This window comes from Proteus sp. G4415, from assembly GCF_963896075.1.
Lineage (GTDB): Bacteria > Pseudomonadota > Gammaproteobacteria > Enterobacterales > Enterobacteriaceae > Proteus > Proteus mirabilis.
The window spans coordinates 1-12,040 of record NZ_CAWQOK010000136.1 but is presented as its reverse complement, the minus strand read 5'-3'; the positions used below and the strand labels follow the sequence as shown (position 1 = coordinate 12,040).

General features: G+C 37.1%; 14 protein-coding genes. 5 read left to right on the top strand and 9 right to left on the bottom strand.

Annotation, left to right across the window (positions count from 1 at the left end; all coding sequences use genetic code 11):
- Positions 1 to 93: 93 nt before the first annotated feature.
- The 4 genes from galM to galE form a co-directional block, all read right to left on the bottom strand.
- Positions 94 to 1,164 carry a galactose-1-epimerase gene (galM, locus tag AACU95_RS14680; RefSeq protein WP_012368169.1) on the bottom strand — a complete coding sequence of 357 codons (1,071 nt, stop codon included), beginning with the start codon at positions 1,162 to 1,164 and terminating at the stop codon, positions 94 to 96.
- Positions 1,151 to 2,323: a galactokinase gene (galK, locus tag AACU95_RS14675; protein ID WP_087741122.1), complete on the bottom strand. Its 1,173-nt coding sequence runs from the start codon at positions 2,321 to 2,323 to the stop codon at positions 1,151 to 1,153. The genes galM and galK overlap by 14 nt, the downstream gene beginning before the upstream one ends.
- A gap of 111 nt (positions 2,324 to 2,434) precedes the next feature.
- Positions 2,435 to 3,493: a UDP-glucose--hexose-1-phosphate uridylyltransferase gene (locus AACU95_RS14670; protein WP_141192331.1), complete on the bottom strand. Its 1,059-nt coding sequence runs from the start codon at positions 3,491 to 3,493 to the stop codon at positions 2,435 to 2,437.
- 48 nt (positions 3,494 to 3,541) lie between these two features.
- The gene (galE, locus tag AACU95_RS14665) at positions 3,542 to 4,558 is read right to left on the bottom strand and encodes a UDP-glucose 4-epimerase GalE (protein WP_004248507.1); all 1,017 of its coding nucleotides are present in this window, start codon (positions 4,556 to 4,558) and stop codon (positions 3,542 to 3,544) included.
- 431 nt (positions 4,559 to 4,989) lie between these two features.
- Between galE and ghrB the strand changes: the two genes are divergently transcribed.
- A complete protein-coding gene (gene ghrB, locus AACU95_RS14660; protein ID WP_036895444.1) occupies positions 4,990 to 5,949 on the top strand; it encodes a glyoxylate/hydroxypyruvate reductase GhrB in 960 nt (319 codons plus the stop codon).
- A 75-nt stretch (positions 5,950 to 6,024) separates the two neighbouring features.
- Here the strand turns inward: ghrB and AACU95_RS14655 are convergent, their stop codons facing one another.
- Positions 6,025 to 6,942: a cation diffusion facilitator family transporter gene (locus AACU95_RS14655; RefSeq protein ID WP_004243988.1), complete on the bottom strand. Its 918-nt coding sequence runs from the start codon at positions 6,940 to 6,942 to the stop codon at positions 6,025 to 6,027.
- A gap of 540 nt (positions 6,943 to 7,482) precedes the next feature.
- Here AACU95_RS14655 and AACU95_RS14650 point away from each other — a divergent pair.
- On the top strand, positions 7,483 to 7,920 hold the full coding sequence (locus AACU95_RS14650; RefSeq protein ID WP_004248510.1) for a universal stress protein: 438 nt from the start codon (positions 7,483 to 7,485) through the stop codon (positions 7,918 to 7,920).
- Between the two features lie 62 nt (positions 7,921 to 7,982).
- Here the strand turns inward: AACU95_RS14650 and eco are convergent, their stop codons facing one another.
- A complete protein-coding gene (gene eco / locus AACU95_RS14645; protein WP_004248511.1) occupies positions 7,983 to 8,462 on the bottom strand; it encodes a serine protease inhibitor ecotin in 480 nt (159 codons plus the stop codon).
- 263 nt (positions 8,463 to 8,725) lie between these two features.
- Here eco and AACU95_RS14640 point away from each other — a divergent pair, with 263 nt between their 5' ends.
- Both AACU95_RS14640 and AACU95_RS14635 read left to right on the top strand, forming a co-directional pair.
- Entirely contained in the window at positions 8,726 to 8,941 is a 216-nt protein-coding gene (locus AACU95_RS14640; protein WP_004243991.1) for a DUF465 domain-containing protein, read from the top strand.
- 144 nt (positions 8,942 to 9,085) lie between these two features.
- Entirely contained in the window at positions 9,086 to 9,325 is a 240-nt protein-coding gene (locus AACU95_RS14635) for a YecH family metal-binding protein (RefSeq protein ID WP_004248513.1), read from the top strand.
- A 112-nt stretch (positions 9,326 to 9,437) separates the two neighbouring features.
- On the opposite strand, the gene AACU95_RS14630 is transcribed toward AACU95_RS14635, so the two are convergent.
- Positions 9,438 to 9,683 carry a DinI-like family protein gene (locus tag AACU95_RS14630; RefSeq protein WP_012368173.1) on the bottom strand — a complete coding sequence of 82 codons (246 nt, stop codon included), beginning with the start codon at positions 9,681 to 9,683 and terminating at the stop codon, positions 9,438 to 9,440.
- 184 nt (positions 9,684 to 9,867) lie between these two features.
- On the opposite strand from AACU95_RS14630, the gene AACU95_RS14625 reads away from it, so the two are divergent.
- On the top strand, positions 9,868 to 10,215 hold the full coding sequence (locus AACU95_RS14625; RefSeq protein ID WP_049201240.1) for a nitrous oxide-stimulated promoter family protein: 348 nt from the start codon (positions 9,868 to 9,870) through the stop codon (positions 10,213 to 10,215).
- Here the strand turns inward: AACU95_RS14625 and AACU95_RS14620 are convergent.
- Positions 10,193 to 10,753 carry a GNAT family N-acetyltransferase gene (locus tag AACU95_RS14620; RefSeq protein ID WP_041701199.1) on the bottom strand — a complete coding sequence of 187 codons (561 nt, stop codon included), beginning with the start codon at positions 10,751 to 10,753 and terminating at the stop codon, positions 10,193 to 10,195. The two genes, AACU95_RS14625 and AACU95_RS14620, sit on opposite strands and share 23 nt — an antisense overlap.
- A 74-nt stretch (positions 10,754 to 10,827) precedes the next feature.
- A complete protein-coding gene (locus AACU95_RS14615) occupies positions 10,828 to 11,340 on the bottom strand; it encodes a bactofilin family protein (RefSeq protein WP_004248516.1) in 513 nt (170 codons plus the stop codon).
- Positions 11,341 to 12,040 lie beyond the last annotated feature (700 nt).

Here is a 12,040-nt window from a genome sequence, read left to right as displayed (position 1 = left end):
GTGGCATGATTATCAGTGAAGATAAGAAATTTAAAAAGTAAAATGATCAAATAAACAGTAAAAAAGGAAAGCGTTTACACTTTCCTTTATCTATTACTGATAAAATTTATATATTGTTTGGCTATGCCACGGAGTATTTGCAGCTAAAATACCTTGGTTCTCACCCCATTCAGGATGATTCGGCCCATCAGGAAAATATTGTGTCTCTAAAGCCAGCCCCGAATAATTACCATAACGACGAGTTTTTCCTTTACTCTGTGCCAAAAAATTTCCTGTATAAAACTGTATAGAAGGCATGGTAGTAAAAACATCCATTTTAAGCTCACCTTCAGGGGCAATAACTGTGGCAATCGATGCTTTATCTGCTATTTTTTGTTTGTCTAAAATAAACGCATGATCATAGCCATTAGCGGCTTTTTGACATTCATCTCGCATAAAATCGATGCCGATACGTTTTAATTGGCGAAAATCGAACCCCGTCCCAGTCACATCGACAATTTCCCCTGTAGGAATATTACCCGCGCCATTTTTTAAGTAGTGAGAAGCGTGGATAACTAAATCATGTTCAAGAGCCGTTCGCTGAGTATGCTCCCCAGCTAAATTAAAATAGGCATGATTAGTTAAACTCAGCGCTGTCGTTTTATCACTAATAGCCTGATAATTGATATGAACTTCATTATCATCCGTTAATGTATATGTCACACTGGCTTCGACGGTACCGGGAAATCCTTGTTCGCCATCTGCAGATAGCAAGCTTAAAGTGACCGACTGTGTGGATTGCGCCACAATAGTCCAGCGACGATGGCTAAAATTTTGTTTACCACCATGTAGCGTATTGTTGCCTTCATTAGCAACAAGGCGATACTCAGTTCCGGCGATGGTGAATTTAGCCCCTGCAATACGATTAGCAAAACGCCCTACCGTTGCGCCAAAATAGGCCGTTTGCTGTTGATGGGCTTTCATATCTGCAGATCCTAAAAGCACATCGCGACGATAGCCATTCACAGGGACAATACAACTTAACCATGTTGCACCAATATCCATAATGGAGATAGACATACCAAAACGGTTTGTCAAAATCACGACTTGAGCAGGCAAACCATCAAAAGCGGCTTGTGTGGTCATCTGTTCAGGCTTAAAAAAACGGTTTTCATTTAATGCCATTAGTTATCTCCAGATAGCCCGCCCCTTGGCTTGCAGAGCAGACATAAATAGTTTCTTTTAAACCTGTTTGGGTTTTATATTGGGCTTCAACCGCTTGTGTCACTTTTGCAACTAAATCAGGAGTCACCAGCGCCACCACACAGCCGCCAAAACCTCCGCCAGTCATTCTAACGCCACCTTGCGAACCAATCACTGATTTAACAATTTCTACCAGTGTATCCACTTCGTTAACGGTTATTTCAAAGTCATCACGCATAGAGATATGTGATTGTGCCATCAACTCACTAAGTTTAGTAAGATCGCCTTGTTTTAACGCCTCAGCCGCTTGTAAAGTACGCTCATTTTCGGTGATCACATGACGAGCACGTCGATATACTTTATCATTCATCAGCGTTTTTTTCGCTTGCAATTGCGCTAAGGTCGCATCTCGTAATGCAGTAACATTTAATATTTTTGCCGCTTCCTCACACTGTTGACGACGCGTATTATATTCGCTATCGACTAACCCTCTTTTTTTATTTGAGTTAATGATCATCACTACCGCACTTTCTGGCATTTTTACCGCCGTAGTGGCTAATGAACGACAATCAATTAATAGTGCATGGCTCTCTTCACCACATGCAGAAATAAGCTGATCCATAATACCGCAATTGCATCCAACAAATTGGTTTTCTGCTCTTTGACCGTTAAGGGCAATTTCTTTTTGACTAATAGGAAGTTGATAAAGTGTTTTTACTGTTTGTCCTATAGCCACTTCTAATGCAGCTGAAGAGCTTAAGCCAGCCCCTTGAGGCACATTCCCTGTAATGGCAATATCCATACCCTGAAATACATATTTGGCTTGTTGTAAAAAATGAATAACGCCACGAATATAGTTAGCCCACATTTTATTAGGTAAAAACTCAATGGGATGTTCGAGAGAGAATTGATCTTGCGCATTCTGATAATCAACCGCAATCACACGAATAAGATTATCATCTCGTTTGGCGGCAGCAACTACCATTTGATAATCAATGGCACAAGGAAGAACAAAACCATCGTTATAATCAGTATGCTCACCAATCAGATTAACTCTGCCTGGAGCTTGAATAAAATGTGTTGGGGCATAACCAAAAATAGAGGTAAAAGAATGAGTCACATTATTAATCAGTGCCTGCATAATAAATCCTTAACTTAAAATTAAGTAATAACAACCTGTTACATCAATATAATAGTGATGCATCCTAGGCTAGGTAGTGATTTAAAAAGCGTCCGCCATCAACCCATTAAGCTAATTTTCTTGCTCTTTATAATGGATATCGCTTACTTGGCGTAAATTATAAGCAGCTTGCTCTGGCGTTAAGTCGCGTTGCGATTCAGCCAACATTTCATAACCCACCATAAATTTACGTACTGTCGCAGAGCGTAATAACGGCGGATAATACAGGGCATGTAATTGCCAATGCTCAATGCTTTCGCCCTCTTTAAAAGAAGGTGCAAAATGCCATCCCATTGAATAAGGAAATGAACAATGAAATAGATTATCGTAACGACTGGTTAATTTTTTTATTGCCAAGGCTAAATCATCACGTTGTTCAGCCGTTAATTCACTCATTCTGCGAATATGGCTTTTTGGTAATAGCATGGTTTCATAAGGCCATGATGCCCAATAAGGCACGACAGCTAACCAGTATTTAGTTTCAACCACGGTTCGACTACCGTCTTCAGATTCAGCTTTAACATAATCCATTAATAGATTACGGCCATATTGATTAAAATAGTCTTTTAATTGGCTATCTTTGCGTGCTAATTCATTAGGTAAAAAATCACTCGCCCATATTTGCCCATGAGGATGAGGTTGAGAGCAGCCCATTGTTTCACCTTTATTTTCAAATACTTGTACCCATAGATACTCTTTGCTTAGCACTTCTATTTGGTTATCCCAAGTATCAATGATTTTACGTAGGCTACTAATAGGTAATTCGGGAATAGTTTTACTATGATCGGGGGAAAAACAAACAACACGACTGATCCCTCTCACCGCTTGAGTCTGGAAGAGTGGATTATCGGATACCTCAACACTATATTGGTCTGTCAATAATGCAGAGTGATCGTTATTAAAAACATAAGTGCCTGTGTAATCAGGATTTTTATCACCCGAAACTCGGGTATTCCCTGGGCACAGATAACAATGTGGATCATAAGAGGGAAGTGTCGCTATCTGAGGTTTTTCATCTTTGCCATTCCATGGTCGTTTTGCTCTATGGGGTGAAACTAATATCCACTGCCCAGTCAAAGGGTTATAACGACGATGAGGATGCTCAACGGGATCAAAAATCAGTTTTGACATAATCTTCTCTCTTATTTATTAAAGATTATCTGATAGCGTTTTTATGATCTATTTCAGATAACCGTTAGGATTTTGTGATTGCCAACGCCAAGCATCGGCTGCCATATCATCAATAGAGCGAATGGCTTTCCAGTGTAAGTCTTTTTCTGCTTTGGCAGGACTTGACCAACATTGTGCGATATCTCCCGGGCGACGTGGCTGAATTTCATAAGGGATTGCTTTACCACTGGCTTTACGAAATGCTTCAATCATTTCAATCACACTGGTGCCATTCCCTGTACCTAGGTTATAGATATGTAACCCTGCTTTTTCTCCTAACGCATTTAAGGCGGCAATATGACCATCAGCTAAATCCATAACATGGATATAGTCACGTACACCAGTACCGTCTTTTGTTGGGTAATCATCACCAAATACCGCGACTTTTTCACGACGACCTATCGCAACTTGCGAGATATAAGGCGTTAAATTATTAGGAATACCCTTAGGATCTTCCCCCATAGTGCCAGATGGATGAGCACCTACTGGATTGAAGTAGCGCAGTAAACTGATAGACCAACTCTCATCTGCAATATAGAGATCAGACAAAATACGCTCGACCATATATTTACTGGTGCCATAAGGATTGGTAGTGCCACCAACAGGTGACTCTTCAGTAATAGGCACAGTTTGAGGATCACCATAAACCGTGGCTGATGAGCTGAAAATAATACTTTTTACGCCCGCATCACGCATACAACGAACTAACACCAAAGTACCGTTAACATTGTTGTCATAGTATTCGATGGGCTTTTCAACAGATTCACCTACCGCTTTTAATCCAGCGAAATGGATCACTGATTGAATAGAGTGCTGAGTAAAAATTGTGGCCAGTCGTTTTTCGTCACGAATATCCCCCTGATAAAACAGTGGGCGTTTTCCTGTTAATGCTTCAATTCGGTTAAGTACCTCTTCATTTGCATTACTGAGGTTATCCAAAATAATAGGCGTCATGCCTGCTTCTAACATTTGCACGCATGTATGACTACCGATATATCCCATTCCACCCGTAACTAAAATTTCCACATTCACCTCTTTTGATTTATTTCAAATGAAAAGCGTCAAGCGGTTTTGTTGATTGCCTCAGAGTTTAACAAGTTCAACAAACTAATTTCGTGATCAGACCGACATTTAGTGTAAACGTTTACACGCTTTTCTTATTCCTTAACTATTTAATAAAAACGACCTAATATAACCGTATTACAGCAAATTATTGTTAATAATCGTTATATAGTTATTTTAGAGAGAAGTGCCCTCTTCACCATAAAAGTAAACGATTACATTATACTGAATACTTTAATTATATGATAAAACTGATATTAATTGGTTTTTATCATACCTTATTAACATCCACGCTAATATGCTTTACAGTGAAATTAAGAGTAGCCTCAATAGATGAATTGAAGAGAAGAGAGTGTGATTTATATCTATTAGTTAATACCAATTAGGAGAACGCTATGAAACCCGTTGTAATACTTTATCAACCGCTTCCAGAAAAACTGCAACAAAAATTATCTGCCGTTGCTGAGGTAAAACAGTTTAACGCGCTCTCTCTCGATTGTGCCGATTTTAAAGCCACCCTCGCTCATGCTGAAGGATTGTTAGGTGCAGGCGGTAATATCGATAAACACTTTATTGAAAAAGCGCCAAAACTAAAAGCCGTATCAACGATTTCTGTCGGTTATGATAATGTGGATGTTGCCGCGCTCACTGAACGTCATATCAAATTGATGCATACACCTACGGTATTAACTGATACTGTCGCTGATACAATGATGGCGCTTGTTCTTGCCGTCTCTCGTCGTATTCCTGAACTAGCTGATAATATAAAACAAGGTTTATGGGTAAAAAGTATTACGCCGGATTGGTATGGTACTGATGTTCACCATAAAACCATGGGGATTATTGGTATGGGGCGTATCGGTAAAGCATTAGCACAACGCGCCCACTTCGGTTTTGATATGGATATTATTTACCATTCTCGTACTGAATATAACGATGTTAACCAGCATTTTAATGCTAAATTTTGTTCCCTAGAGATGCTTTTACAACAAGCCGATTTTGTCTGCATTACTTTACCGCTAACACCAGAAACTCATCATCTGTTAAGCGCAAAACAGTTTGCATTAATGAAAGCTGACGCCTATTTAATTAATGCCGGACGCGGTGCCGTGGTTGATGAAAAAGCATTAATTAACGCATTAGAACAGCAACAAATAGCTGGAGCCGGATTAGATGTGTTTGAGCAAGAGCCACTGCCAACCTCTTCACCACTTTTAACCATGAAAAATGTTGTCGCCTTACCCCATATTGGCTCTGCGACTAAAGAGACTCGCTATGCAATGGCTGAATGTGCCGTTGACAATCTGATTGCTGCATTAACCGATAATGTAAAAGAAAACTGTGTTAATTTTTAATTAAGCAAAGAATAAAAACAAAAAGGTAATAAATACAATTTATTACCTTTAAACTATCAAATAGTTAACGCTAAATTAAGCAGGATCGACGTGTATCATCACACTTAAAATCTGTGCATGCTGTTTAAGTACTCTATCATGGGCATTGACCACAATATCATGACTTTGATTGACCGTTAATTCGCCTTTAATTTCTAAATGGACATCAACTAATAAATAATCACCTGCACGACGGGTTTTTAAATCATGTACCCCTTGTACTCCTGGTGTGGTGATTAATGTATTGGTGATCTGTTCAAGTGTTTCTTCATCAGCGCCTCTATCCATGAGATCTTGCAAAGCTTGATAGGTAAAACGCCATCCCATACGGCCAACAAATAGCCCGACAATAAGTGCTGCTAGTGGATCAAAGAATTTAAATCCAGCAAGGCTACCAATGATCCCTATTGCAACCACTAAAGAAGAGGCGGCATCTGAGCGCGCATGCCAAGCATTGGCCACTAACATGCTAGAATCGACTTTTTTGGCTACAGCTAACATATAACGAAATAACCCTTCTTTAGCCGCTAATGCCAATAAAGCCACATAAAGCGCGATGCTATGAACATCAGGAATGATTGAAGGATCTAACATTTTATGGATAGCAGAAAATATCATTCCCAAACCAACAATCAATAAAATCGTCCCTAACACTAATGAAGCGGCATTCTCATAGCGAAAATGTCCATAAGGATGATCGGCATCGGGTTGCTTTTGACTGCCTTTATTCGCAATTAACACCACGAAGTCAGCAATTAAATCAGACAGTGAATGAATACCATCAGCAATTAAGCCTTGGGAATGTGAGAAGAAACCAATTGTGATTTGAAATATGGATAAAAAGATATTAACAAAAACACTGACCAACGTGCTTTTCTTGGCCGCTTTGAATTTGTCAGATTGTGTTTTCTCAGCCATATTCAACTCAATATCATCAATGTGATTATGTGTCATAATAATAATCTTATTCTGTATAAATAGCCTACCCTATTTGTTTATAGCGAATAGAGTTCCATAGGTTATTTCAGGTTCCATAACTCATTGGTGAGGATAAAGGACGACTCTGAATAACAATCCTGTTTAGGGACTAAGATTGCTGTCCAAACATCATATTGAGATGCTATTAACGGTTAATATGCCATACTTTATTGATTAAGTCTCTAAAAAATTACCAATAAAATCCTATAGATACAGAACAATAATATAATTGATAATCATTCTTTTGTGCATTTTCCTCTAGATGTCTAATTAAAATACTTTTATTTTAAATATCATCTTATTTAACTCATTCCTGTCAATAAGTTAAGATTGATATAGTTTTATTCTGCCTTTTTAGCTTTTTATTTTAAAAGCACTAATTATTACTATAATATAAATAATTAAGTGATAGAATAATCATTCTCACTCTTATTTAGAACGTAGATCACAGCTATATTTTTTATATTCAGTGATAATAGAGTTATATTTTAAAACTAACGTTAAGTGAGGTTTGTAATGTACAAAAAAATTCTAGTTCCTATCGATATTCTAGAAGACGAGCTTTCTCAGGAACTGATCACTCACATTGAACAAATTGCTCAAGTTGGCAAACCCGAGATCCACTTCCTCACCGTTATTCCAAATGCAGAACTTTTCTTCGGTATTGAGTTTGCCGCTATTCCTGAAAAATTTAAAGACTCTTCAGAGCGCACTCGCCTCGCTTTTATTGCTCTGCAAGATATGATCAAAGATGCGAAAATTCCCGATGAGCAAATTGTTTGCAATGTCGGTGTTGGTAATGCAAAAGATGAAATTTTAGAGTATGCACGTCAAATCGATGCAGATTTAATTGCTATTGCTTCACATCGTCCTAATGTTTCTTCCTACTTATTAGGCTCAACAGCATCATCTATTGTTCGCCATGCAAAAATGTCGGTATTAGTGATCCGTTAGTTGTAAAAAAAGCCCTTTGAAAACAAAGGGCTTTCCACTCAATAATAATTAAAGATCAATCATTATTTCTTTGTTGAATCTTTAACTTCGTCAGAAGTAGACCACACACGATATTTCACATCTACATCTTTTGGTGCATAGACAACAATAGGTAATTTGCTGTTATAGCGGATAAATGCCGCTTGCCCCATATTAGCTTGAACAAAGGCGGGTTTTTTAGTGTTATCAAGACAACCCATCATCGTAGACATTGGGCCATTTAAGTCGCTTACGATATAGTAATCATAACCCCAACCTTCGAGATCTTTTTTATCTAACTCAGCACCAAACCATTGACGATTACAATCAACCATCATCTCTTTACCCACGATCAACTCAACTTGGTAATTGCCTTCGTTTTCTTTTTGTTCTAACTCAATAACATGACGAATTTGATTTTCCTTTGCTTTAGGATAAGGAGCGACTTTTTCTAAACTATCAACCGCTTGTGCGCAAGCAGACAAAGACATCGCTGCAACCAAAGATAAAATTACTTTATTCATCATTTTCTCCATATTCACAGCGCCAAATCGCTGTTAACAAATTTTGCTTAGATATTTTTATTAGTAATCATCTTAATACTAGCATTTTATAATATAGATGCTAACACTTTAGCAGATCTCTCTCTGAGAGGATTATTCTGATAATTTTTAAAGAACTCATTCTTTTATTGATGAAATGTAAATTTGTGATGCACTAACGTGCAGATCAGCTATCTATGATTATACTGAAATAGAGATCGCAATTTCTTTCATTAGGAGGTTATATGTTCTCAGAAAGACAATCACTGGTTTCTCAGTTAAAAAATACCCATCCTCGTTTCCAAGCTCTCTATGATAAACACCATCGACTTGATCAAGAAATTGCTAAATTAGAAGGACCTAATGGCGCAGGCTACAATGATGAAGTTGCAAAACTAAAAAAAGAAAAACTCTATCTAAAAGATGAAATGCAAAAAATACTTCAACAAGCTGAGAAATAAACCGTTCTTTACTACGGCGCAAATATTATTTATCAGCGACCTGAAGCGATGACCTTTTGTCATCGCTTTTTTATGATTAAAAACAAAGTTTCCCTCCTAAAAAGATGCATAATAAATACATCTTATATAATTAAGGGCTAACAAATGGCATCTATACATGGTCATGAAGTATTACATATGATCCTTTCATCAAAAGTGGCGTTTACGCAAAGATCACTTATCGAGGCAATTCATCAACGTTTTGGGGAAGAAGCGCGCTTTCATACCTGTTCTGCTGAGAATATGACAGCGGCCGAATTAGTGGCATTTTTAGAAAAAAAAGGAAAATTTATTGCTGCTGATGGCGGTTTTACTACCAGTGAAAACAAAATTTGTCGCCATTAGTAATATCAATAAGTAGATTGCCAGTAAGCAACATGTTTGGCATGTTGTTAACTATCTATCTAATCAATAAAAGTAAGATGCTCTGGCAATCTCTGTTTAACTTAATTGGTCGTTAATCATCATTCGTTTGGAGCCAACTATCATCTTCCCAAACACTTTGAATTAACTCCATAATATGCTCATGCTTAGCTTCATCTTTTACGCCCGTGACTTGGATCGTATTCATGCTACTAAAAGCGATACGAAACTGCATATCAGGATAAATAGGAATAATTTTTTTTCTTAGTTCATGTTCTAACAGCGGAAATAGTGAGTCAGTGACATTAGATTGTTTGTTAAATAAAATTTCCACACGCATTATTTTCACCATACCAAGGCAAATAAACTGTATATAAATACAGTATTATATAATCAAAAAAAAGAAAAGTATTTTTGCAAAATTTTTTCTTTTTTTGCCTTAAAAATAACCAATTAATTTATCATCCCAGTAATGCGTTATGATAAAATGCATTTTGAATGCAACAATAAGAAGTGAGAGTACCATGTCAGGTAAAAGAATTAATCGAGAGAAGCAAACCATCCAAAAAATGGTTGCTCTGTATGAACAAGCGCATCCTAATACCGACCCCGAGTATTATCAGCAATTAGTGACATATGCTTATAAAAGACTAGATAAATGTCGCTATGGTGAGGAAAAACCCGCCTGCAAACAATGCCCAATTCACTGCTATCAGCCAGTAAAAAGAGCAGCAATGAAACAAGTCATGCGTTGGGCGGGGCCTCGAATGCTAATTTATCATCCCTATTTAGCAATTAGACATCTTATTGATGATAAGAAACCCGTCCCTGCATTACCGGCTAAAAAATCTAAACATTTATCGGGAAAATAAAGTCTGCTTTTTTTAATCGGTATAATACATGTTGTGCTAAAGGGTGTGTTTTATCTAGAGATGGATGCATAAAATATTCAGACTTCTTCATACCGAGTTTTTTCATCACCCCTTCTGAGGGTAAATTGGTCACGGCGGTAAATGCCACCACTTCTTCCAGTTTCAACTGTTCAAAAGCATATTTTAATACTGTTAAGGCCGCCTCATAAGTGTACCCTTTACGCCAATGAGATTGTGCAATACGCCAACCTATTTCAACACACGGATTAAAAGGCAAAGGGGCATTAGGAATATTTAATCCAACAAAGCCAATAAGCTCTTGCGTCTCTTTTAATTCAACGGCCCAAAATCCCCAACCATTTTGCTGAATAAATTTATCACGCAATGTATCAACCATTGCATCGCTTTCTGCGCGGGTAAGTGGTGAAGGGAAATAACGCATCACCGATGCTGAGGCGTTAATATGTAAAAAAAATGGCGCTTTATCACTTTCACGCCATTCTCGTAAACGTAATCGAGGAGTAGCCAATTCCATCATTATTCTCATTCTAATTAGTTAGGATAATAATGATAAAATAAAACAGATCATAAGTAATAAAAAGAGAATCGCTTTTATTTTTTATTTTCTTTTAGTTTACTTTCTGCAGTTACAGACTCTTTATTGGTATTAACTGTACCTTCTTTAATAGATACAACACGTTGCTGTGCAACGGCTTTAGCTTGGTGTTCAACCTGTTCAGATTGTCCAGTAAAGACACCGCCACGTTTAATTGACATACTGCCACAACGACTAGTGCCACGTAGTTCACCATGCTCTAGAATATCAAGATTGTTTGCGGCACAAATACCTTTAACAAAACCATCAATAATGATGTCTGGTGCCGTTAATTCCCCTTCAACTTGACCCGCATGCATAACACGGATCACGCCATCTTTTACATTGATATTCCCTGAAATTTTACCCCAAATTTGAATATCACCATCAACGTTAATATCACCTTGAAATACAGTGCCTTTAGCAATAATGGTATACAATTTTTGCTCCGGCATAGGCTTTTTTTCTTCTGCCATAACTGGAGCAATAGGCTCCGCGGCTTTTGGTGTTTCTGTTTTTCGACTAAACATTGCCGTTTTTTTTAACCTCAAAGTTATAGAGTAAATAATAATGCTAAAAATTAGGATAAGGGTGATCAAAAGCTCACCAGCTATTTGATATCGCCAAAAAGCCATTAATGCACATGACCAAATAATCCATATTATGCTAAATATAATATCCCGCTGTGTTCGCTTATTATCCATAATTAGCTATATCTGAACCTCCCTGATAATAAATACACCAGCTCTACTTATTATTTTAATAAATAATTATTCAAGTCGATGGCGATAATAACGCCATATATCATCCCCAATTTTGGGCTTTGCTTTTTAGGGAAAAGGTCGATTTATAAGTAGATAAAAAAGAGATAACAATTAATTTTTTGCTAATTTATGAATAAGATGCACACTTTCCCATCCTATAATGATGATAATTTATAACACGAATTAACATATAGCTAATCGCATCTATTGATAACAACTTGATTATTCAAAAATCTTCAACAAATGGAGGAGAGCTAACAAAACAACAATAAAACCATCACAGATAAAATATGAGACATTAGTCACAAAAATAAACTACCGTCTATTTTTAAGACTAATTTCTTGATACATTACTGGCCATTTTTATGATAGACGTTAATTTTTATGTTTTCATAATGTTAAAACTATATAAAGACGAAAAAATATACTTGGGAAAAATTTATAGCAAGTTTATTTGCTTCTTTGC

What these genes read in the sequence shown, in the direction of transcription:
- AACU95_RS14615 (WP_004248516.1), bottom strand. Translation starts at nt 11,340, where the DNA reads ATGTTTAGTCGAAAAACAGAAACACCAAAAGCCGCGGAGCCTATTGCT.
- AACU95_RS14640 (WP_004243991.1), top strand. Translation starts at nt 8,726, where the DNA reads ATGTTCTCAGAAAGACAATCACTGGTTTCTCAGTTAAAAAATACCCAT.
- AACU95_RS14620 (WP_041701199.1), bottom strand. Translation starts at nt 10,753, where the DNA reads ATGATGGAATTGGCTACTCCTCGATTACGTTTACGAGAATGGCGTGAA.
- AACU95_RS14655 (WP_004243988.1), bottom strand. Translation starts at nt 6,942, where the DNA reads ATGACACATAATCACATTGATGATATTGAGTTGAATATGGCTGAGAAA.
- galK (WP_087741122.1), bottom strand. Translation starts at nt 2,323, where the DNA reads ATGCAGGCACTGATTAATAATGTGACTCATTCTTTTACCTCTATTTTT.
- AACU95_RS14650 (WP_004248510.1), top strand. Translation starts at nt 7,483, where the DNA reads ATGTACAAAAAAATTCTAGTTCCTATCGATATTCTAGAAGACGAGCTT.
- eco (WP_004248511.1), bottom strand. Translation starts at nt 8,462, where the DNA reads ATGAATAAAGTAATTTTATCTTTGGTTGCAGCGATGTCTTTGTCTGCT.
- AACU95_RS14630 (WP_012368173.1), bottom strand. Translation starts at nt 9,683, where the DNA reads ATGCGTGTGGAAATTTTATTTAACAAACAATCTAATGTCACTGACTCA.
- galM (WP_012368169.1), bottom strand. Translation starts at nt 1,164, where the DNA reads ATGGCATTAAATGAAAACCGTTTTTTTAAGCCTGAACAGATGACCACA.
- ghrB (WP_036895444.1), top strand. Translation starts at nt 4,990, where the DNA reads ATGAAACCCGTTGTAATACTTTATCAACCGCTTCCAGAAAAACTGCAA.
- AACU95_RS14625 (WP_049201240.1), top strand. Translation starts at nt 9,868, where the DNA reads ATGTCAGGTAAAAGAATTAATCGAGAGAAGCAAACCATCCAAAAAATG.
- AACU95_RS14670 (WP_141192331.1), bottom strand. Translation starts at nt 3,493, where the DNA reads ATGTCAAAACTGATTTTTGATCCCGTTGAGCATCCTCATCGTCGTTAT.
- AACU95_RS14635 (WP_004248513.1), top strand. Translation starts at nt 9,086, where the DNA reads ATGGCATCTATACATGGTCATGAAGTATTACATATGATCCTTTCATCA.